The following is a 20,792-nucleotide window of genomic DNA, read 5'->3' on the forward strand; positions in this document are numbered from 1 at the left end:
GAACGGCATGCAGGGGTCCGCATCTTTCGCCATTCGCGCGCGGCATCCCCGGGCGCGCGCAGACCGGTCGCGCGCGGGCTGGGTGTCCGCGCTGGCGCTGCTGTGCCTGTCGGCCTGCGCCGGCGACCAGGCCAGCGCGGTGCTCACCCCCATCGCGATCCCCCCCGAGGCGCCGCGGGTGACGGGCCGGGAGCGCACCGCCCCGGACGCCGACCACACTCAGCTCGTCGCCTCCTTCGGCGGCGAATACCGGGCGCCCGTCACCCAGCGCGCGGTCGGCGAGATCACCGACCGGCTGGTGCGCGCCACCGAGCGGCCCGACGAGACCTACGCCGTCACCCTGCTCGATTCGGCGGTGATCAACGCCTTCGCCCTGCCGAGCGGCCGGCTCTACGTCACCCGCGGCCTGCTGGCGCTGGCCACCGATACCTCCGAACTCGCCGCGGTGCTCGCCCACGAGATCGCCCACGTCACCCTGCGCCATGCGAGCGCGCGGAGCGAACTGGCGCTGCGATCGCAACTCGTGAGCAAGGTCGTGGCCGACGTGCTCAACGACCCCGAGACCGGCGCCCAGATCCAGAGCCAGTCGCGCTTCGCGCTGGCCCGGTTCTCCCGCGACCAGGAGCTGGAGGCCGACCGCATCGGCGTGCGCACCCTGGCGCGGGCCGGCTACGACCCCTTCGCGGCCGGGCGCTTCCTGACGGCCCTGAGCCGGACCACCGCCATGAAGACCGGCACCGGGGTCGCGGGGGAGCCCGACATGCTCGCCACCCACCCGGGCACCGCCGAGCGCATCACCCTCGTCACCCGCGCCGCCCGGCTGATCGGGGCGCCGGGCCTCGGGGTCGACGAGCGCGCCCGCTACCTCGCGGCCATCGACGGCATCGCCTACGGCGACAACCCCACCGATGGGGCGGTGCGGGCCAAGCGGTTCCTGCACCCCAACCTCGGCATCGCCTTCGACGTGCCCGACGGTTTCTCCGTCGACAACACCCGCAGCGCGGTGCTGGGCACCACCAACGAAGGCAGCCGCCGGCTCCTGTTCGACCAGGTCGACACCACGATCGGCCAGGGCCTCGACGAGGTGCTCAAGGCGACCTGGAACGACGGGCTCGAGGGCAGCGAGAACCGGATCGTGGCCGGCAACCCGGCGGTCACCGCGGTCTCGCGCGGCAAGGAGTGGACCTTCCGCCTGGCGGCGATCCGGGTCGGCGAGCGCACCTTCCGCATGATCATGGCGGCCAAGGGCGCCACCGACCCCGATCCGGCCTTCCGCCGCTGGATCGAGAGCCTCGCCCCGGTGAGTGCGGCCGAGACGCAGTCGCTGCGCCCCTCGCGCATCCAGGTGGTCACGGCCGCCCCCGGCGAGACCGCCGAGGTGCTGTCCCGGCGCATGGCGGTGCAGGACCGGGCGCTGGACCGGTTCCTCGTCCTCAATGGCCTCGAACGGGGTGCCGGCCTGAGGCCGGGCCAGGGCTACAAGCTCGTGGTGGAATGACGGCTTGCCGCTCGGACGAGCGGCAAGCCGTATCACACCGCCCGCAGGCCCTGCCCTCCGGGGCCGGCCTGAGGCCGCGTCCGTGCGCGGAACCGGGTCCGGACCGCCCTGGCCGCCTGCTCGACGCTGGGGAAGACGGTGCCGTCGAGGGGGTCGAAGTCCCGGCGTGACGAGAAGAAGCGCACGCCGCCGTGCTCGGGCACGGCGATGCCGGCGGTGATCTCGCCGATCTCGATCACGCGGGTGGGGGCCGGCTCGCGGTGCAGCCGGTTGCCGGCGCGGCCGGCGAGATGGTCGACGAAGGGATCGTCGAGGTGAGGGGCCAGGCCCGGGTTGGACCGGGACGGGGCGAAGGCGAACTGAAGCTGAGGCATGACGAAAACTGCTCTTCGATGAGAGCCGACTGTCGCGTCGGACCGGGGCGGGGAACGGGTTCGGCGGTGGCGGCGTCGATCAGCGTCGACAGCAGCCCTGCGAACGGCCCCGGCCACGGGACAGTCTCGGTCTGGGGAAGGAGGAAGCCACGGCAAGTCATCCTTTATCCGACAAGGACCACGAGCGGTCTTGAGCCTCGTGATGCTTTAGCGTTTGGTGACGCGGCGCAAGCGATCCACTTCAAATCACCGCGGTGGCCGTAAGGCAAGACTGATGTCTTGCCTGTCAGACCACGCAGGAAAGATGCGTTGCGGAGCCTTGTCCGTCAACGGAGCGATCTTTCGTATTTCACGTGAAACAGGGCAGGACCGACCCCGTTCCGGTCCCGCGGCGACCCCTTCGTTCGGCGGCGGCGGTTTTCGGCCTTCCCGCGCGGCTACAGGCCGGCGTCCTGCGCCTGGCGGAAGACCTGCCCGTGGGCGCAGTAGCCCTCGACGATCTCGCGCATCAGCGCGCGCTTGCTCGCGTCGAGGGGCGCGAGGATGCGGGCGGGGCGGCCGCCCCAGAGGTGGCCGCCGTCGAGGAGCTGGCCCGGGTCGGTGGTGGCGCCGCCGGCCAGCATCACGTCGTCGGCGATCACCGTTCCCGGGGCCACGACGCAGCCGATCCCGATGAGGCTGCGCGCCCCGATCCGGCAATCGGCCAGGCGCACGTTGTGGGCGATGGTGGTGTCGCGCCCGATGACGATGCCCTCGCCCCGGCTGCGCAGGACGCTGTTGTCCTGGATGTTGGTGTCGGCCCCCACCACGATCGGCCCGACCTCGGCGTCGAGCAGGCAGGAGAACAGCACGCTCGATCCCGCGCCGAGCGCGATGCGGCCGCGCAGGCGGGCGGTGCGGGCGACGAAGACGCTGTCCTCCACCTCCGGCGTATCGCCCTGCGGCGGCGCGGGCGTCTCGCCCGAGGCCTCGCGCAGGCGCTCGGCCCGCTCGGCGAGTTCGGGGGCGTCGATCGGGCGGATCGGCTTGGCCGGGCTGCCGCCGTAGACGAAGCCGGCTGGCAGGCGCGCGCGCGGAAACACCGTGGCACCCGCCTCGATCACGACGCCGTCCTCCACCACCGCCCCGTCGAGGACGATGACGTCGTCCTCGATCACCACGTCCGAGCCCACCGTGCAGGCATGGACCACGGCGTTGCGGCCCACCGTCACCCGGTCGCCGACCGTGGTCCCGAGGGTCTTGGTGGCGATGTGGACGGTGGAGCGGTGGCCGAGCCAGAACCGGTCGCCGAGCACCACGGTCTGGCCGTCGGCGCGGATGACGCTGTCGTCCCCCAGCCAGGCCTGCGCCCCGAGGGTGGCCATGCCGATGACGGTGCTGGCACGGCCGCACCACACCGGCCGCGCGGAAAACACCGGCCGGACGCCGTCGTGGGGCAGGATCAGGTCTGGGCTCACGCGAGCGTTTCCTCGAAAAGGCCGATCGGCCGGGACCTGCCGGGTGCCGCAGCGTGAATTCGCCGCTCCGGTCTGACAAGCCATGGAGGGCAGGGTATGTCCCGTCGATGCCGGGTAAAATCGGCCCCTTGCCGAAAATGGCAAGTTCGCAAGCCCGGATTTCGCGAACCCGGATTGCGCGAGCCCGTCTTTCGACACGCACGAGGTCCACCGTGACGACGTCCCCGGTCAGCATCCAGAGCGCCCCCTTCGACACCGCCGCCGAGATCGCGGCCCTGTCGGACGCCCTGCACGGGCGGGTCGGGGCCATCGTCACCTTCAGCGGCCTGTGCCGGGACGAGGGCGGGCGCCTCACGGCGCTGGAACTCGAGCATTACCCCGGCATGGCCGAGGCCGAGATCGGGCGGGTGGTGGAGGAGGCGCGCGCGCGCTGGCCCCTCGACGGGGTGCGCGTCGTCCACCGCCACGGGCTCGTGGCCCCCGGCGACGGCATCGTGCTGGTGGTGACGGCCTCGTCCCACCGCATCGCCGCCTTCGAGGCGGCGAGTTTTCTGATGGACTACCTCAAGACCCGCGCGCCGTTCTGGAAGCGCGAGCACCTCGCCGACGGCACCACCGGCGGCTGGGTCGAGGCGACCCGGGCCGACGACGACGCGGCCGGGCGTTGGGCTTGAGGCGATGCGCGCCGGCGAGCAAACGCGTCATCCTGCCGGGGCTTTCGGGGTCGCGCAGGTTCTCGATGCAAGACCGGTGACCACGTCTGCTCCGGTCAAAACCCGATCCGCTTGCCTGTTCGAGGGGCTGCTTACGACCCTTCGCAGACCATCGGAAGGTCCGCTTCGCGGCGGCTTGGTGGGGATGAGCTACGTCCGGGTCGGGTGGAAAGCCAACATTGAGGATCGGCTTCCGCGCCATCTACTGAGCGGGGATCCCCTGGATGTTCAGCGCCGCGAAGATTTGCTTGGCGAGGGTGAGCCGCACGGCTGTCGAATGGTTGCGGTTCGCCAGCAGCACAAGCCCGATCTTGCGGCCTGGGATGAAGGCCACGTAGGCCCCGAACCCGTTGGTGGCTCCCGTCTTCGTGACGAGACTGTCGGCAGGCGGTGCCTGCGGCGGGCTGAGGCGCGTGACCGGAGTGGGCTTCAGCACCATCGCGTCACCGTTGCCGACCATGAGGTCATCATCCGAGACCGGGAGTGGATACCACTCCCAGATCAGCGCCTGCGTCATCGGTCCGGCCTGGAACTGACCGACCTGAGTCGCCGAGAGCGCACGTCGCATCGTGGGGCTCATCTCGATCCGCCCGAGATGCGCTTCCACGAATCGCAGCAGATCATGCGCTGTCGTGCGAACGCCGTAGGCTTCGGTGGCGAGAGGAGCCATCGAGACCCTGACCAACTTGCCGTCTCGCGTGTAGCCCTGGGCGTGGTTTGCCTGTTCGCCCTCGGGAATGTCGTGGAAGGTGTGCTGAAGTCCGAGCGGGCCCGTGATGTGCTCTCGCACGAGCGCGGCGAACTGGCCCTTCATCGCGCTGGCCGTCACCACGCCGAGCAGACCGATGCTGGGATTGGCGTAGGTGCGCACGCTCCCCGGCGGCGACGGCGGTGTCCACGTGCGGAAGTAGGCAATGAGATCGGCGTCGGTCCTCACGTCATCGGGTAATTGTAGCGGCATACCCCCGGTCGTGTGGGTCGCGAGGTTGAGGAGAGACACCCGGTCGAGGGCGCTATCCTTCAATTCGGGGATGTATCGGCCGGGTGCGGCATCCCATTGAAGTGCCCCGATCTCCGCGGCGTAGGAGGCCAGCGCCACGGTGAAGGTCTTGCTGATTGACCCGACCTCGAACAGTGTGCGTTCGTCCACGGGCGTATCAGTCTCTATCGAGGCGACGCCATAGGAGAACACCTTCGCGCCATCTGGTGTCACGATGCCGACAGCTAGTCCGGGCGCACTGGTGCGTTCCATGAAGGTGCGGGCCGCGGCGTCGATGCGGCTCTTGTCCAGCCCTTCCGCTAGCGCAGAAGCTGAACCCAGAAGCAAGAGGGGGAGCGCAAGCAGGCGCAGATACCTGCGTGCCGTCAGCACCATCGATCGATCCGCGTTCAAGGTGGGCCCTCCTTCACGAGCAGGCCGCGTATGCCCGGTCTGAAGAGGCACCACAAAGGGCGATTTCTCGACCCTGACCTGAACGTCTTTGGCCCTGGCGTGGATGGAAGAACGACCAGCACCAAGGGGCCAAGGTCTGCTCAGGGTCGGGACCCGTCCGTTTGCTCGATGGCCGGGTTAGGTGGGGAGCGGACCCCGACCCTTCACCCTGAAACGGACGTTCCGCCTCCGACCCTTCCTTGAAGTCAGGACATTCCGCTTTCGGGCGCTTGGCTGGAGCAGCCCTAACGCCTGGAGCCGATCAGCCCACCCGACAAAGCTCGTGTATGTGCTTTGTACGCAGCAGACCCGTATCATTTTCCGCGCAATACTCGCCAAAAATGGGGAGAAGACGATGCGAAAAAACCTTATCGCGACCTTGATCCTCGCTTTTATCGTATCCGGTTGCTCAACGTCGAATACGAGTGGTCGGAACCCGGATCGCGACAACGCATCCTCCCTTGACCCTAGCCGATCGAAGTCGTGTTACGGCGGCCCTGTTTACGTACCTTGTTAGCTGTTCCGCCAACCAGAAAAATGGCGCTCGCAACCGCAATGTTCGCTTGGAGGCGGAATGTCTGCTTCTGGCCGAAGGGCTGAGGTCCGTTTGCCACCCTGAGCAGCCCTTCGCGTGGTCGAGCGGCTCGGGTTCCGACCCCCAGACCTGCCGAGGGTTCGTCCGCCAGCGCCGCCCGCGCAACCCGGCGCCGCTGCCGCCTCGTGCGATCCCCCTATGCGTCCCGAGCGGTCGCCTGCGTGTCGGGAGCGGGCGCCTCGGGGGCGCGTCTGCCGATCCGGCGCAGCATCCGGCGGCTTTCGCGCAGGCGGTCGAACAGGGCGGGGTGGCGCTGGAGGGTGGCCTTGGCGCCGCGCAAGGCCCGTTCGGCGGCCAGGATGGCGTGGCCGCGCAGGCTGCGGGCGTGGGCGACCTCCATGAGGTCGTGGGCCACGGGCCGGAAGCCGTTCTTGTAGGGCAGGTCGCCGATGGTGAAGTCGAGGTAGGTCAGGCCCTGGCGGCGGGCCCAGACCATGATCTCGGCCACGATCAGGATGCCCGGCGAGCAGCCCTTCCAGGGCTCCCCGGCCATGGCTAGGATGATGCCGTGGAAGGCGCCGTGGTGGCACAGGCCGTAGGCGGTGGCGATCCATTCGCCGCCGACCGCGATGCCGAAGACGCGCACGAGGCCGTCCGGGCCGCCGTTGAGCGCGGCCGCGCGGTAGAAATCCACCACCTCGGGCCGGTCGAGGAGGTCGAACCGGCCAAGCTCGCGAAACCGGTCGCGGCGCTGGCGCAGGAGGGCCTCGAACAGGTCGGTCACCTCCGCCTCGGTGCGGGCCTCGACGAAGCGGGCCTCGCCGATGGCGGCCAGGCGCTTGCGACGCTTCTCGATGTCCTTGGCCATCGACTTGCTGCAGACGCGCTTGATCAGCGTCTCGGGGTCGCCCTCGATGACGAGCCCGGAGGCGCGCATGGGGATGACCTGCGCCTCGGGCAGGAGGGCCAGGGGGTTGGGGGTGCCGAAGATCGATTGCGTGATGCGGGTGATCCGCACGAGGTCGGCCTTCGGCAGCACGGCGCGCACCGCCTCCCAGGCCAGCACCGCCTCAGCGGGGGACAGCACGACGCCCGGCGCCATGACCGGCGCGGCGTAGTCGCAGACGCCCAGATCGAGCCACTGGATGGTAGTGGTGCCGCGCTTGCGCAGGCGCGCGAGCGGCAGGAGCATCACCGGGCGGCCGCTCTCGGCCTCGTCGACCTGGACGATGAGCGGGGTTGCGCCCGAGCCCGGCACGAGCTTGTCCACCACCGCCTCGGCCCATTCGAGGCGCTGGTAGGCGGTGCAGGCGCCCTCCGCCTGCAGCCTGCGCCAGAGCGGCGCCGCCGCCGCGAGGTCCGGGTGGAGGCGGGCGCGGTAGGCGGGCGCCGCCGCGCCGCGGGGCGCCGCCGCGGTGGGGTCGCCGGCGGCGAGGGTCGCGCCCGGCCCGGCGGGGATGGGGCCGTCGGCCGCCTGGAAGTCGAAGGTCATCGCCATGAGGGTGCGGTCGCCGGATGGAGGGGCCCGTCCCCGGAACGGACGGGAGGGAGGGCAGCGGCCGACAGGATCGCCCGCCGGCAGTAGAGGAGGACCACCAGTTCCGAGGCGACGACGCCCAGCAGCGACCAGGCCGGGGTCGCCAGCCACAGCAGCAGGCCGACGAGGCCGATGCCGAAGGCGGCGCTGGCCAGCGCCACACGGGCCAGCGCCCGGAACTCGCCGCGGGTCTCGAGCAGGGTCTTGGGCCCGACGTAGAGCATGGTCGCCGTCACCGTCGCCCAGACCAGGAGCGCGATCAGGCCGAGCGGCTCGCCCGCGAACCGCCCGGCGAACAGCTGGCTCTCGATGAGCCGCAGGGTCGCGGCCAGGAAGACGCCGTAGCCGAGGCAGCCGGCCAGCAGCAGGCCGGTGGAGAGGGCCATGAGGTGGCGCAGGCGGGCGCCGTCGCCCCGGGCGAGGCTGGCGGCCATCTCCGGCTGCATCAGGTTGACGACGACGGAGGCCGAGAGCCGCAGGGGCGAGAACAGCACCAGGGTCGCGGCGATGGGGGCATAGGCCGCCGGCCCGGCGAGCAGGGCGACGAGGAGGGTCTGGCCCTGCGCCTGGATATTGGCGGTGGCGACCCCCGCCACCGACCAGGCGAGGGAGCGCCACAGGCCGCGGTAACGCCGCAGCACGTGGCGCCCGAGGCTGATGCGGACCGGCTCGCGGAACGCGGCGAGGCCCGCGAGGATGGCGATGCCGTGGGCGGCGGCCAGCACCGCGAGGCTGCCGGGCAGGACGAGGTCGGCGCGCCCGCCGGCGAGAAGGCAGGCGAGCAGCACCGTCCCGGTCCCGGCGAAGGTGGCGTCGCTGATGCCGGCGATGCCGGGCCGGCGGCAGGCGAACAGCATGTTGCGCAGGTAGCTGCGCAGGCACCACAGCCCGACGAAGGCCCCGCCCGCCGCCGCGGTGGCGGCCCCGAGGGGAATCGCCAGGACGAGGGCGGTGCCGAGCCCCATGGCCAGGGACAGCAGGGCCGCGCCGGAGCCGAAGGTGACGGCCTGGGCCCGCATCGCCCGGGCGCCGCGGGCCTGCGGGATGAAGACGCTCGCCGGCATGCCGGCCACCGCCCGCACGAAGGTGAGCGCGATGCCGCCGATCAGGAAGACGATGGCGAACAGCCCGTAGTCGTGCGGGACCAGGGCGTGGACCAGGGCGATGTTGAGGCCGAAGTGGAACACGCTCTGGAGCACCTCGCCCCCGAGCATCAGGACGAAGCGGCGCCCGAGCCGGACGAGGTCGCGCCGGCCGCCGGGTTCGGCGGCGGCATCCGCGAGGGAGGCGGTGTGTTGGCGGATCATGGCAGGCGGATCATGAGTGGACCACCGCCGGGGCGGCCGCGCGGGGCTTGCGTGCGAGGCGGGGGGCGAGCATGGCGGCAAAGGCCCGGCCCACCGCCGCCTCGCTGAACAGGGTCTCGAAGCGCCGGCGGGCGGCGGGCGCACGGGCGGCGAGCGACCCCGGGTCGGCGACGATCGCCGCCAGGGCGGCACTGAGCGCGGCGGCATCGTCGGGGGGCACGGTCCAGCCGGTGCGCCCGGCCTCCACCACCTCGACGAGGCCGCCGATGGCCGAGACCACGGGCGGGCGCCCGTAGGCCATCGCCTCGATCGCCACCCGGCCGAGCGATTCGGGCAGGCGCGAGGGCACGACGACGACATCGGCCCAGCGGTAGTGGGGCGCCGGATCGGGGTCGAACGGGCGCAGGGTGATGCGCCCGTCCATGCCGGAGTCACCGATGCGAGCGGCGAGCGCCGCCTCGCGGGCGGCGTCCTCGAAGGCGCTGCCGACGATCCTGAGTTCGATCCGCGCCCGCACAGCCGCCGGCAGGGCCGCGATGGCGTCGAGCAGCACCTCCTGGCCCTTGATGCGGCTGATGCGGCCGAGCATCAAGAGGCGCAGGGGCCGGGTGCCGTCGTAGGTGACCGGCTCGGGCGCGGCCGGGCCGGCGATGCCGTTGTAGATCACGCGGGTGTCGGCGCAGGCCGGCAGGGCGAAGGCCGCCCGCGTCGCCTGCGAATTGAACACCACCTCGGCCCCGCTCCAGCGCACGAGCAGGCGCAGGACCCTGCGCACCAGCCCCTCGGGGATCTCGTGGACGTGCAGGATGGTGCGGCCGGGAAACAGCCGCGCGGCGATCAGGTAGTCGGCCACCACCGTGGTGTTGACGTAGACGAGATCGCAGGTCGCCAGCCGCCGGGCGGCCCTGGCCAGCGCCAGGGGCAGGCGCAAGAGGCCGAGGGTGGCCAGACGCGCCAGGCCGCGCCGGCGCAGGATCCACAGCGGCTCGTACAGGATCTCGTCGGCCAGGCCATGCAACAGGTCGAGGATCGGGCCGGGCCGGGGCAGGACGACGGTGATGCGCGCATCGGGGGCCAGCGCCCGGATCGTGCGGATGCTCTCGGCGAAGCACCGGTCCGAGCCGTAGAGTTCGTAGCCCTGATGGATGCAGGCGATGTGCATCGGTGTCCCCGTGGCCCCGTCCGGAGCGGATGCGGGGCTCGAATTCTCTACCCGACAGGTCGTGAGCAAATCGTAGCTTTGACGGGAAACATGCGATCGGAACGAATGCATCGCGGGCGGTAAGGATGATTTAGGCGTTGCCGGTGCAGGGTTTGACGACTGCCGGCGCGAATTCCACGGGTCGCGGCGGCGCCGAACCAGAGCCACGCCGCCATGACGACCACGCGCCGGCCTTCCATGCTGATCCTCGGGACGCGTGGCGTCCCGGCGGCGCACGGGGGTTTCGAGACCTTCGCCGAACGCCTCGCCCTGCACCTGGTCGAGCGCGGCTGGGACGTGGGCGTCTACTGCCAGCGCGACGTGAGCGCGGTGACGGAGCGGTTCTCCAGCACCTACTGGCGCGGCATCGAGCAGATCCATGTGGAGGTGGCCTCCACCGGCCCGGCCGGGACCCTCGACTTCGACGCCCATTGCGTGCGCGACGCCGCCGACCGCGACGGCGTCTGCCTGGTGCTCGGCTACAACGGGGCGGTGTTCCTGCCGTATCTGCGGCTGGCCGGCTCCAAGATCATGACCAACATGGACGGCATCGAGTGGCGCCGCCCGAAATGGAGCCGGGCCGTGAAGGCGTGGTTCTGGATCAACGAGTGGATCGCCGCCTGGTCGTCGCAGCGCCTGGTCGCCGACCATCCTGTCATCGCCGACCACATCGCCACCCGGCGCCCGCGCAAGGCCATCGCCACCATCCCTTACGGCGGGCAGGAGGTGCTCGGCGCCCCCCTCGCCCCGGTGGAGGCCCTGGGCCTGACGCCGGGCCGCTACCTGATCTCGGTGGCGCGCATCGAGCCCGACAACAGCATCCTGCCCATCGTCGAGACGTTTTCGCGGCGCCCGCGCGGCATGACGCTCGCGGTGCTCGGCCGCCTCGACGACGCCAACCCCTATCACCGGGCGGTGCGCGCGGCGGCGGGCGGTGAGGTGCTGTTCCCCGGCCCGATCTACGACCCGCCGTCGCTGCAGGCCCTGCGGTTCCACGCCCGCGCCTACGTGCACGGGCACACGGTGGGAGGCACCAACCCCTCGCTGGTCGAATCCCTGTGGGCGGGCAACCCGGTGATCGCCCACGCCAACGCCTACAACGCCTGGACGGCGGGGCCCGAGCAGCTGTTCTTCTCGGATGCCGACGACCTCGACGCGGCCATCGCCACGGCGCTCGGCGACGACGCCTGGGTCGCCCGGGCCGGTGCGGCCGCCCGCGTGCGAGCCTCGCGGGATTTCGCCTGGAGCGACATCCTCAAGGCCTACGAGCAGGAGCTGCTCGTGCTCGGCGGCTACGCCGCCGCCCCGGCGCTGGCGCCGGTCATGGACGGCGCCCTCGGCCTGCCGGCGGAAGAGATGGTGCGGTGACCCCGGAGGGAACGCTCGGCCGCCGGGCGTTTCTCGCGCAGGGGCTGGCGGCAGGGCTTTCGGCGGCGGGGTTTGCCGCCCTGCCATCCGACGCTTTGGCGCAGGCCCGGATGCCGCGGCTGCGGCGGGGCATCAACGTCTGGCCGTGGTTCTCCCTCACCAAGGAATATCCCGCCCCGCGCACCGACTACGCCTGGCCGCCCTACCAGGACCAGCGCCCGGTGCCGCGTGCCGCCGACCTGCGCAGGCTGCGCACGGCGGGGTTCGACTTCCTGCGGATCCCGGTGGACCCCGGCCCGTTCCTGGCCTTCGGCCAGCCGCAGCGAGGTGCCCTCCTCGGGCTGCTCACGGACGCGGTGGCGCGAAGCCTCGACGCCGACCTGTCGGTGGTGGTCAACCTGCAGATCAACGAGGCGACCCACCATTTCACCTCATCCCGCCTGATCGCCGGCACGCAGGCCCCCGATTTTGCCGGCTACGGGGCGCTGGTCGGCGAGGTCGCCGGAGCCCTGGCGCGCATCGGGGGCGGGCGGGTGGCGCTGGAACCGGTCAACGAGCCGCCGCAGGGCTGCGGTTCGGCCGAATGGGACGGCGTGCAGCTCGCCCTGCTGCGCCGGGCCCGCGCGGCCGCGCCCGGCCTGCCCCTGGTGGCCACCGGCGCCTGCGGCGGCATGATCCCCGGCCTCGAAGCGCTCGATCCGGCCCCGATCCTGGCGCTGGCACCGGTGTTCTTCACGTTTCACTATTACGAGCCCTACCTGTTCAGCCACCAGGGCGCGCCCTGGATGCGCGAGCCGGTCTACCGGGCGCTCAACGCGGTGCCGTGGCCGGCCTCGGCCGGGTCCCTTGAGGCGACCCTGGCGGCGGTGCGCCGGCGCATGGCCGCCGACACCGTGCTGTCGGCGACGGCCAAGGCCAACGCCTACGCCGAGACCGAGCGGGTGCTGACCCAGTATTTCGACGCCCGGCCCGACCGGCCGTTCGTGGACCACGCGATGGCGCGGGTGAGCGCCTACGCCCGCCGCCACGCCATCCCGCCCGAGCACATCGTTCTCGGCGAATTCGGGGCCCTGCGCTCGGACGCCCGCTACGTCGCCGCCCCCGCCCCGGACCGCGCCCGCTACATCCGCGACGTGCGGACGAGCGCGGAGGCCGCCGGCTTCCCCTGGGCGTTCTGGAACCTGTTCGACGGCATGGGCCTCATCGACGACACCACGCGGGTGTTCGACCGCGCCATCGCGGATGCGCTCGGGGTCGGCGCGCCGGATTAACGCCGCCGTGCCGGAACGACCCGATCCCCCGGCGGCAGCGGCCGGAACATCACCAGCATCAAAACCGCGAACTTCATCATCAGCGTGGTCTTGCCCGCGATGCTCTCGGAGGTGTTGAGGAGCAGCGCGAACACGATCACCGGCAGGGCTGTGCCGGGCCGGCAGCGGCGGATCACCTCGGTCATGAACAGGACCACGGCGATGGTGAGCAGGGCCGTCATGAACACGCCCTGGTAGAGCACCATGCGGATGATCGGGTTCTCGATGCCCCATTCGAGGCCGCTGATGCGGCGCAAGCTATCGACGAGCGCCGTGTCGGGGCCGAACATCAGGTCGCGCAAGGGGATGCGGCCGAACAGTTCGAACATCTCGACGCGGGCGTTGGCGCTGCCGCCGTCCGAGACGAAGCGCTGCAGCAGCTTGTCGAAGAAGCCGCCCACCGCCAGGCCCACCACCGCCATCGGCGCCACGGCGAGGACGACGAGGAAGATGCCGGCGCCCAGGAGCGGCACCCTCCCCGAGCGCAGCACGCGAAGGCCCTGCACGAGGGCGTAGGCGCCTCCGAAGACGAGGCAGGCGACGATGGCCGAGCGGCCGCCGAAGGTCACCAGCGCCACGAGCTGGAGCGCGATCATCGGCAGGCGCAGGGCGGCGGGGATCGCCGAGCCGCCGCCGGCCTGGAGCGCCATGAGATAGAGCCCGGTGACGGTGGCGTTCACCAGCGGGTGCCCCTGCAGCGCCGCCGAGCGGGTGTCGGTGGGAAACACCGCGCCGTCGAAGCGGTAGGGGAACACCAGGGTGCCGGTGAGGAATTCGGCGAGCCCCAGGAGGGCGTTGGCGAGCATGACGAGGTGGAGCGCCTGCTCCATCCGGCGCAGGCCCCGGCCGTCGAGATTGGCCATCACCGGCACCAGCAGGGCCGGGCCGACGTAGGTGTCGATGGAGCCGGCGAGCCCGCTCGCCCCGCGCAGGGCGATGTGGGCGGCCATCGACAGGGCGACCACCAGCAGGAACAGGCTGGCCGGACAGGCCTGGACCGAGCGCACCAGGAACCCGACCGGGTCGCCGTTGGTGAGGAGCGACCAGGCGAACAGCAGCACCGCGCAATAGGTCGCCGGGTGGATCTTGGCCGCGGCACTGCCCGAGAGGCCGTCGTAGTTCAGGCCGGCGTACCAGAGCATGCCGCCCGAGACGCCGAACAGCAGCACGGTGGTCAGCACCAGGGCCGCCACCGGCGCCGAGCGTCGCACGCTCACCGGCCGCGAGGCCTGGGCCGAAAAGACCGGCGCTTCGAAGGCGGGCGTCCGGTTCGGCCCGGCGGGGGACGCGGTGCGGCTGCGCATCGGCCCCTCAGGCGGCCCGCGAGACCAGGACGCCGGCCGAGATCGGGCGCCCGTTGAGGATGGCCGCCTCGGTGGCGTCGAGGAGGTCGCGCTGGGTGGTCACGCCGGCGTCGGCCACCAGCAGCACCGCGTCGGCCAAGACCATCAGCGGGGTCGCCTGCAGGCTCTCCACCAGGGCGCCGCCCTCCACCACCACGAGGTCGAAGCGCCGCCCGACCTCGTCGAGGAAGCGTTCCTTCGCGTCGAGGTCGGTGACCTCGCCGCGCTTCTGGCGGCCGAGCCCGAGGGTGCGGATGCCGCTGGCGGGCTGGGCCCGGATCACCGTGTTGAGGCTGCGCTCGCCGCGCAGCACGTCGAGGAAGCCCGGCGAGGCGCCGCCCTCGCGCAGGTCCGTCTCGATGTAGAGCACGCGCAGGCCGCGGGCCTCGGCCACGGAGGCCAGGAGATGCGCGATCCGGCGGCGGGCGGTGTCGTCGCCCCGGCTCGAGGTGACGAAGACGCTGCCGATGGTCTCGCCGCCGCGGCCGCGCAGGGCGAGCATGCGCCCGAGCAGCAGGCTCACCGCATGGACGTCCGGCCCCCCGGCGGCGGCGGGTTTGGCGCTCCCCGCCCTGGCGGTGGTGGCCTTCAGCGGAACCACCCCGAGGACGGGGGCGTCGGCCAGGGCCTGCATCTGGTTGCGCGAGAGCACGGTGGGGCTGAGGTACTCGCGCACCACCGCGAGCCCGGTGCCGAGCCCGAGGCCCGCCGCCAGGGCGCCGAGCGCGAACACGCCGGGCAGCGGCCAGCTCTTCTCCTGGGGCGGGTTGGCCAGCGAGATGATGCGGGCGTTGGTGGAATCGATGCCGGCCTGGTCGCGGATCTCGCGGGCGCGGGTGAGGAACGCCGTGTAGACGGTGCGGCTCGCCTCGACGTCGCGCTCGAGCTCGCGCAGCCGGATCGAGGCCTGCGACGTCGTGTTGGTCTCGCCCTGGAGGCGTTTCAGGCTGGCGGACAGGGACTTCTCGTTGGCCAGCGCCCGCTCGTAATCGGCCCGGGCCGAGCGGGCGAGGCGCCCGAGTTCGCCGGAGATGAGGTTGCGCACCTCCTGCATCTGCGCGCCGATGGAGACGATCGAGGGATGGCGGCCGCCGAGCTGGGTCGAGAGGTCCGCCTGCCGCTCGGAGAGTTCGGCGAACTGCTGGCGCAGCCGGGCGATCACCGGGGATTGCAGCGCCTCCGCCGTGGCCTCGGCGCCGCCGCCGGCCCTGCGGATCTGCTCGATCTGCTCGATGCGGGCCTTGAGCTCCGAGGCCTTGCTCTGGGCGGCGCTGAGCTGGATGTTGATGTCGCTCAGCTGCTGCTCGGTGACGAGGCGGCCGTTGGAGCGCACGAGGTCGTTCTGCGCGCGGAAGGTCTCGGCCCGGTCCTCGGCCTGGCGCACCCGCTCGCGCTGCTCGTCGAGCCGGCTCGTGAGTTCGTCGGAGGCCCGCCGGGAGGCCTGCACCCGGGCGTCGGCGAGGTCGGCGAGATAGGCGCTCGCGATGGCGTTGGCCAGGCGCGCGGCCTTGGCGGCGGATTTGGCCGTGATGATGATGTCGATCACGAACACCTTGTCGGCACGCTTGATGGCCAGGCGCTTCTTGAGGGCGCGCAGGGTGCGCTCGTTCAGGTCGGCCGGGCTCTCGGCGGCCGGCGTTTTGCCCACCAGCCCGGCCAGGGCGTCGGTGACGGCGGAGAAATCCCCCCGTCCCGCGAACTCGGGGTCGGCGGTGAGGTCGGTGGCGGCGATGGCACGCCCGAGCACGCTGGCCGATTCGATCAGCCGGACCTGGCTCTCCACCTGCGTGATGCCGCCGTCGGGCGCCACCGAGACCGGGTTGATGTCGTTGGTCATCACCGTGCGGTCGCGCGGGTCGATCAGGATCTGCGAGGTGGCGGTGTAGAGGGAGGGCGTGGTCAGCCCGTAGGCGAGGGCCACCGCCACAAGGACGAGGGGGGTCCACAGGATCCAGCCGCTGCGGCGCCGCAGGATGCGCCAGAGGTCGCCGATCTCGGCGGTGCGGTCGAGCTCGGGCCCGGCGAAGTTGACCGCCGGCCCGCCGGCCACCGCCATGGCCCGGCCCCGCGCCCCCATCGTGCTTTCGAACTGCGTCATGGCCTACCGGTCGCCTGTGACACGGCTCCGGCGCGGACGCTCCCGAGGGAGGAACCGCCGCCGGACCGAGATCGCCAACCACCCGACGCTACGAGACGATTCACCAAGCCGAGGTTTCCGGCCGGCGCGGATCTGCCGACATGGTGAATGCGGCGCTAACGGCGGTTTTGCGCGGCCACCCGCCGAACCTTTGTGCGGCCGCGCCGGAAACTTGTGCGGCCGTTGGCTCGTGCCCGGACGAAGGTGCATTGACCACCGGCCCGCGAATGGGACATTCCAGCAGGGACCGAGCACGGGACGCGACGAGGGCAAGGCCGCCGCATGGAATTCTTCGCCCAGCAGCTCATCAACGGCCTGACGCTGGGGTCCATCTACGGCCTCATCGCCATCGGCTACACGATGGTCTTCGGCATCATCGGCATGGTCAACTTCGCCCACGGCGACGTCTTCATGCTCTCGGCCTTCGTCGCGCTGATCGTGTTCCTGGCGCTCACCACCTGGGTCGGCCTCGTCTCGGTGCCGCTGGTCTTCGTCATCGTGCTGGTCTGCGCCATGGCGGTCACCGCCCTGTGGGGCTGGGCGATCGAACGGGCCGCCTACCGCCCCTTGCGCGGCTCGTTCCGCCTCGCGCCGCTGATCTCGGCCATCGGCGTCTCGATCTTCCTGTCGAACTTCGTGCAGGTGGTGCAGGGCGCGCGCAACAAGCCGGTGCCGCCGCTCGTGCGCGACGTCGTGGTGCTCTACCAGCGCGACGACTACATGGTGACCCTGTCCTACAAGCAGATGCTGATCATGGTCACCACGGCGGTGCTGCTCGCCGGGTTCTGGTACCTCGTCCAGAAGACGCCGTTCGGCCGGGCCCAGCGCGCCTGCGAGCAGGACCGGCGCATGGCCGCGCTGCTGGGCATCAACGTCGACCGCACCATCTCGCTGACCTTCGTGCTCGGCGCGGCCCTGGCCGCCGTCGCCGGCACCCTCTACCTCCTCTACTACGGCGTGGTCTCGTTCTCGGACGGCTTCGTGCCCGGCGTGAAGGCCTTCACCGCGGCCGTGCTCGGCGGCATCGGCTCGCTGCCGGGCGCCGTCATCGGCGGGTTGATCATCGGCCTCATCGAGACGTTCTGGTCGGCCTATTTCTCGATCGAGTACAAGGACGTGGCCGCCTTCCTGATCCTGATCATCGTGCTGATCTTCAAGCCGTCGGGCATCCTCGGCCGGCCGGAAGTGGAGAAGGTCTGACGTGGCGCAAGCCTATCCTTCTCCCGCCTCCGCGCTCCCCGCCGGAGCGCCCCCCCGCCGGGACGCCTCGCCGTATCCGGAGATCCTCAAGGACTGCGCGCTGTTCGCCCTGGTGACCCTGGGGCTCTCGATCCCCATCGTCGCCATCCGCACCGACCTCGGCCAGGGCACCGGCCTCTTCCTCACCACCCGCTGGGGCGCCGTGGCGGTTTTGTGCGCGGCGGTGTTCGCCTTGCGCCTCGTGCAGCGCCTGATCCTGCTGCGGGTCGGGCGGCGCCGGACCGCGGCGCAGGCGCGCCAGGCCGCCAGCGGGCTCGCCGCCCCCGTGAGCCGGCTCGCCGCGATCCTGTCGCCCCTGACGCTGGGCCTCGCGCTGTTCCTGCCCGTCCTGGCGGTGGTCGGCGGCGGCGGCCTCAGCGAGGGCCGCTACTGGATCGATCTGGGCATCCTCATCCTCACCTACGTCATGCTCGGCTGGGGGCTGAACATCGTGGTCGGCCTCGCGGGCCTGCTCGACCTCGGCTACGTCGCCTTCTACGCGGTGGGAGCCTACACCTACGCCCTGTGCGCGACGGTGTTCGGCCTGTCGTTCTGGGTCTGCCTGCCGCTCGCCGGCCTGTTCGCGGCGGCCTTCGGCGTCTTCCTCGGCTTTCCGGTGCTGCGCCTGCGCGGCGACTACCTCGCCATCGTGACCCTGGCCTTCGGCGAGATCATCCGCCTCGTCCTCATCAACTGGGTCGACTTTTCCGGCGGGGCCGCGGGCCTGTCCTCGATACCCCGCGCCAGCTTCTTCGGCATTCCCTTCACGGCCGGCGAAGGCGGGTTCGCCGCCACCTTCGGGCTCGACTTCAACCCGATGCACCGGGTCGTCTTCCTCTACTACCTGATCCTGGTGCTCGCGCTGATCACCAACCTCGTCACCCTGCGCATGCGCCGCCTGCCGCTGGGGCGCGCCTGGGAGGCCCTGCGCGAGGACGAGATCGCCTGCCGGTCGCTGGGCATCGACACCACCATGACCAAGCTCACCGCCTTCGCGCTGGGCGCGATGTTCGCGGGCTTCGCCGGCTCGTTCTTCGCCGTGCGCCAGGGCTTCGTCTCGCCTGAGAGCTTCAACTTCCTGGAGAGCGCGATCATCCTGGCCATCGTGGTGCTCGGCGGCATGGGCAGCCAGATCGGGGTCGCCATCGCCGCCATCGTCATGGTCGGGGCGCCCGAGATGCTGCGCAACCTCGGCTTCCTGAGCGCGGTGTTCGGCGAGGGTTTCGACCCCAACGAGTACCGCCTGCTCCTGTTCGGCCTCGCCATGGTGGCGATGATGGTGTTCCGCCCGCGCGGCCTCATCTCCGAGCGCGAGCCCTCGGTGCGCCTGAGCGAGCGGGCACGATGAGCGGGCTCGTCGATCCCATCCTGGTCGTCGACCACCTCACCATGCGCTTCGGCGGGCTGGTGGCGGTGGACGACCTCTCCTTCGCGGTCGGGCGCGGCGACATCACCGCGCTCATCGGCCCCAACGGGGCCGGCAAGACCACGGTCTTCAACTGCATCACCGGCTTCTACAAGCCGACCGAGGGCATGATCACCCTGCGCCGGGCCGACGGGTCGACCTACCTGCTCGAGCGCCTGCCCGGCCACGACGTCAACCGCCGCGCCGGGGTGGCGCGCACCTTCCAGAACATCCGCCTGTTCCCGCGCATGACCGTGCTCGAGAACCTGCTCGTGGCCATGCACAAGCCCCTGATGAAGGCCTCCGGCTTCAGCCTCGCGGGCATCCTCGGCTTTCCCGGCTACGCCCGCGCCGAGCGGGCCGGCATCGAGAAGGCGCGGGCCTGGCTCGAGCGCATCGATCTCGTCGAGCGTGCCGACGACGAGGCCGGCGACCTGCCCTACGGCGACCAGCGCCGCCTGGAGATCGCCCGCGCGATGTGCACCGACCCGGTGCTGCTCTGCCTCGACGAGCCGGCCGCCGGCCTCAACCCGCGCGAATCGGCCGACCTCAACACCCTGCTGCGCCTGATCCGCGACGAGCACGACACCTCGGTGCTCCTGATCGAGCACGACATGTCGGTGGTGATGCAGATCTCCGACCGGATCGTGGTGCTCGACTACGGCCTCAAGATCGCCGACGGCACCCCCGACCAGATCCGCACCGACACCCGCGTCATCGCCGCCTACCTCGGGGTCGACGACGAGGAGGTCGAGGCGGTGGAGGCCGAAGTCGGGCTCACGGGGACGCAGGCATGAAGAGCCCAGCATGAGCGTCGCCGGCATCAACGTCCTCGTGGAGGAAACCCGGGCCGCCCAGGCCAGGGCGGCGCTGCCGCTGCTGAGCGTGCGCGGAGTCTCGACCTACTACGGCAGCATCCGCGCCCTGAAGGGGGTCGACCTCGACGTCAACGAGGGCGAGATCGTCGCGCTCATCGGCGCCAACGGGGCCGGCAAGTCGACCCTGATGATGACGATCTTCGGCAGCCCGCAGGCGCGCGACGGCTCCATCACCTATGCCGGCCGCGACATCACCCGGCTGCCCACCCACGAGATCGCGCGCCTCGCCATCGCGCAGTCGCCGGAAGGGCGGCGCATCTTCCCGCGCATGACCGTGCGCGAGAACCTGCAGATGGGGGCGGCCGTCAACGGCGGGCGCCATTTCGCGGAAGACCTGGAGAAGGTCTGCACCCTGTTCCCGCGCCTGGCCGAGCGGATCGACCAGCGCGGCGGCACCATGTCGGGCGGCGAGCAGCAGATGCTGGCCATCGCCCGCGCCCTGATGAGCCGGCCGCGCCTGCTGCTCCTCGACGAGCCCTCGCTCGGCCTCGCCCCCCTGGTGGTCAAGCAGATCTTCAACGCGGTGCGCGACCTCAACCGCACCGACGGGCTCACCGTCTTCATCGTCGAGCAGAACGCCTACCACGCCCTCAAGCTGGCGCACCGCGGCTACGTCATGGTCACGGGCACCATCACCATGAGCGGCACCGGCAAGGCGCTGCTGGACGATCCGCAGGTGAAGGCGGCCTATCTCGAAGGAGGCCAGCATTGACCGAGGACATCCCCCACGATCTGCCTACCCTCTGGGTGTTCGTCCTCGTCACCGTGACCTTAGGCGGCGGGGCGGCCTGGATGACGGGGGCCGGCATCGCGCGCGGGTGGCGGCCGTTCTGGCAATGCCTGCTGGCGCTGCTGCTCGTGGCGGCGGTCGCGCGCTTCCTGCACTACGCGCTGTTCGAGCAACCGCTGCTCTCAGGGATGGGCTTTGCCCTCGACGCCATCGTCATCCTCGCGATCGGGGCGGCGAGCTATCGTGCCACGCGCACGCGGCAGATGACGACGCAGTACCGCTGGCTCTACGAACGGACGGGTCCGCTGACTTGGCGGGTCCGCTGATC

17 protein-coding genes are annotated in these 20,792 nt (G+C 71.3%); 9 read left to right on the plus strand and 8 right to left on the minus strand.

From position 1 onward, the window contains the following. The first annotated feature begins 7 nt into the window (after positions 1–7). Entirely contained in the window at positions 8–1,498 is a 1,491-nt protein-coding gene (locus ASF39_RS04565) for a M48 family metalloprotease (RefSeq protein WP_055880406.1), read from the plus strand. 32 nt (positions 1,499–1,530) lie between these two features. Here ASF39_RS04565 and ASF39_RS04570 read toward each other — a convergent pair whose 3' ends face one another. Beyond that, the gene (locus ASF39_RS04570) at positions 1,531–1,872 is read right to left on the minus strand and encodes a hypothetical protein (RefSeq protein ID WP_244472268.1); all 342 of its coding nucleotides are present in this window, start codon (positions 1,870–1,872) and stop codon (positions 1,531–1,533) included. A gap of 437 nt (positions 1,873–2,309) precedes the next feature. After that, positions 2,310–3,329, minus strand: coding sequence for a gamma carbonic anhydrase family protein (locus ASF39_RS04575; RefSeq protein ID WP_056281419.1), 1,020 nt, complete (start codon positions 3,327–3,329; stop codon positions 2,310–2,312). 212 nt (positions 3,330–3,541) lie between these two features. On the opposite strand from ASF39_RS04575, the gene ASF39_RS04580 reads away from it, so the two are divergent. Next, positions 3,542–4,003: a molybdenum cofactor biosynthesis protein MoaE gene (locus ASF39_RS04580; protein WP_056281421.1), complete on the plus strand. Its 462-nt coding sequence runs from the start codon at positions 3,542–3,544 to the stop codon at positions 4,001–4,003. A gap of 241 nt (positions 4,004–4,244) precedes the next feature. Here ASF39_RS04580 and ampC read toward each other — a convergent pair whose 3' ends face one another. From ampC to ASF39_RS04600, 4 genes are all read right to left on the minus strand, one after another. Then, positions 4,245–5,435, minus strand: coding sequence for a class C beta-lactamase (gene ampC, locus ASF39_RS04585; RefSeq protein ID WP_210168653.1), 1,191 nt, complete (start codon positions 5,433–5,435; stop codon positions 4,245–4,247). 770 nt (positions 5,436–6,205) lie between these two features. Then, complete coding sequence (locus ASF39_RS04590) at positions 6,206–7,507, minus strand: GNAT family N-acetyltransferase (RefSeq protein ID WP_244472269.1); 1,302 nt, start codon at positions 7,505–7,507, stop codon at positions 6,206–6,208. Continuing rightward, entirely contained in the window at positions 7,498–8,853 is a 1,356-nt protein-coding gene (locus ASF39_RS04595) for a hypothetical protein (protein ID WP_156648388.1), read from the minus strand. Before ASF39_RS04595 ends, ASF39_RS04590 begins: the two co-directional genes overlap by 10 nt. A 10-nt stretch (positions 8,854–8,863) precedes the next feature. Next, positions 8,864–10,015, minus strand: a complete 1,152-nt coding sequence (locus ASF39_RS04600) for a glycosyltransferase (RefSeq protein ID WP_056281425.1) — start codon at positions 10,013–10,015, stop codon at positions 8,864–8,866. A gap of 213 nt (positions 10,016–10,228) precedes the next feature. On the opposite strand from ASF39_RS04600, the gene ASF39_RS04605 reads away from it, so the two are divergent. Beyond that, on the plus strand, positions 10,229–11,422 hold the full coding sequence (locus ASF39_RS04605; RefSeq protein WP_056281427.1) for a DUF1972 domain-containing protein: 1,194 nt from the start codon (positions 10,229–10,231) through the stop codon (positions 11,420–11,422). Beyond that, positions 11,419–12,693, plus strand: a complete 1,275-nt coding sequence (locus tag ASF39_RS04610; RefSeq protein ID WP_056281429.1) for a cellulase family glycosylhydrolase — start codon at positions 11,419–11,421, stop codon at positions 12,691–12,693. Before ASF39_RS04605 ends, ASF39_RS04610 begins: the two co-directional genes overlap by 4 nt. On the opposite strand, the gene ASF39_RS04615 is transcribed toward ASF39_RS04610, so the two are convergent. Continuing rightward, positions 12,690–14,036 (minus strand): VpsF family polysaccharide biosynthesis protein, encoded by a 1,347-nt coding sequence (locus ASF39_RS04615; protein WP_210168654.1) that lies wholly within the window; start codon positions 14,034–14,036, stop codon positions 12,690–12,692. The genes ASF39_RS04610 and ASF39_RS04615 overlap by 4 nt on opposite strands. 7 nt (positions 14,037–14,043) lie before the next feature. After that, positions 14,044–16,173, minus strand: a complete 2,130-nt coding sequence (locus tag ASF39_RS04620) for an exopolysaccharide transport family protein (protein ID WP_056281431.1) — start codon at positions 16,171–16,173, stop codon at positions 14,044–14,046. Positions 16,174–16,494: 321 nt separating this feature from the next. On the opposite strand from ASF39_RS04620, the gene ASF39_RS04625 reads away from it, so the two are divergent. From ASF39_RS04625 to ASF39_RS04645, 5 genes are all read left to right on the plus strand, one after another. Next, complete coding sequence (locus tag ASF39_RS04625; RefSeq protein WP_055880433.1) at positions 16,495–17,412, plus strand: branched-chain amino acid ABC transporter permease; 918 nt, start codon at positions 16,495–16,497, stop codon at positions 17,410–17,412. 82 nt (positions 17,413–17,494) lie between these two features. Beyond that, positions 17,495–18,799: a high-affinity branched-chain amino acid ABC transporter permease LivM gene (livM, locus tag ASF39_RS04630; RefSeq protein WP_156648393.1), complete on the plus strand. Its 1,305-nt coding sequence runs from the start codon at positions 17,495–17,497 to the stop codon at positions 18,797–18,799. After that, positions 18,796–19,653 carry an ABC transporter ATP-binding protein gene (locus ASF39_RS04635; RefSeq protein WP_056281434.1) on the plus strand — a complete coding sequence of 286 codons (858 nt, stop codon included), beginning with the start codon at positions 18,796–18,798 and terminating at the stop codon, positions 19,651–19,653. The genes livM and ASF39_RS04635 overlap by 4 nt, the downstream gene beginning before the upstream one ends. 10 nt (positions 19,654–19,663) lie before the next feature. Continuing rightward, complete coding sequence (locus ASF39_RS04640) at positions 19,664–20,446, plus strand: ABC transporter ATP-binding protein (RefSeq protein WP_056281435.1); 783 nt, start codon at positions 19,664–19,666, stop codon at positions 20,444–20,446. Next, on the plus strand, positions 20,443–20,790 hold the full coding sequence (locus ASF39_RS04645; protein ID WP_056281436.1) for a DUF6867 family protein: 348 nt from the start codon (positions 20,443–20,445) through the stop codon (positions 20,788–20,790). Before ASF39_RS04640 ends, ASF39_RS04645 begins: the two co-directional genes overlap by 4 nt. The last annotated feature ends 2 nt before the right edge of the window (positions 20,791–20,792 follow it).

This window comes from Methylobacterium sp. Leaf108 (assembly GCF_001423265.1).
Taxonomy (GTDB): domain Bacteria; phylum Pseudomonadota; class Alphaproteobacteria; order Rhizobiales; family Beijerinckiaceae; genus Methylobacterium.

Coding starts and splice junctions, on each gene's coding strand:
- ASF39_RS04565 (WP_055880406.1), top strand. CDS start 8: ATGCAGGGGTCCGCATCTTTCGCCATTCGCGCGCGGCATCCCCGGGCG.
- ASF39_RS04570 (WP_244472268.1), bottom strand. CDS start 1,872: ATGCCTCAGCTTCAGTTCGCCTTCGCCCCGTCCCGGTCCAACCCGGGC.
- ASF39_RS04590 (WP_244472269.1), bottom strand. CDS start 7,507: ATGGCGATGACCTTCGACTTCCAGGCGGCCGACGGCCCCATCCCCGCC.
- ASF39_RS04595 (WP_156648388.1), bottom strand. CDS start 8,853: ATGATCCGCCAACACACCGCCTCCCTCGCGGATGCCGCCGCCGAACCC.
- ASF39_RS04600 (WP_056281425.1), bottom strand. CDS start 10,015: ATGCACATCGCCTGCATCCATCAGGGCTACGAACTCTACGGCTCGGAC.
- ASF39_RS04605 (WP_056281427.1), top strand. CDS start 10,229: ATGACGACCACGCGCCGGCCTTCCATGCTGATCCTCGGGACGCGTGGC.
- ASF39_RS04615 (WP_210168654.1), bottom strand. CDS start 14,036: ATGCGCAGCCGCACCGCGTCCCCCGCCGGGCCGAACCGGACGCCCGCC.
- ASF39_RS04620 (WP_056281431.1), bottom strand. CDS start 16,173: ATGACGCAGTTCGAAAGCACGATGGGGGCGCGGGGCCGGGCCATGGCG.
- ASF39_RS04625 (WP_055880433.1), top strand. CDS start 16,495: ATGGAATTCTTCGCCCAGCAGCTCATCAACGGCCTGACGCTGGGGTCC.
- ASF39_RS04635 (WP_056281434.1), top strand. CDS start 18,796: ATGAGCGGGCTCGTCGATCCCATCCTGGTCGTCGACCACCTCACCATG.
- ASF39_RS04640 (WP_056281435.1), top strand. CDS start 19,664: ATGAGCGTCGCCGGCATCAACGTCCTCGTGGAGGAAACCCGGGCCGCC.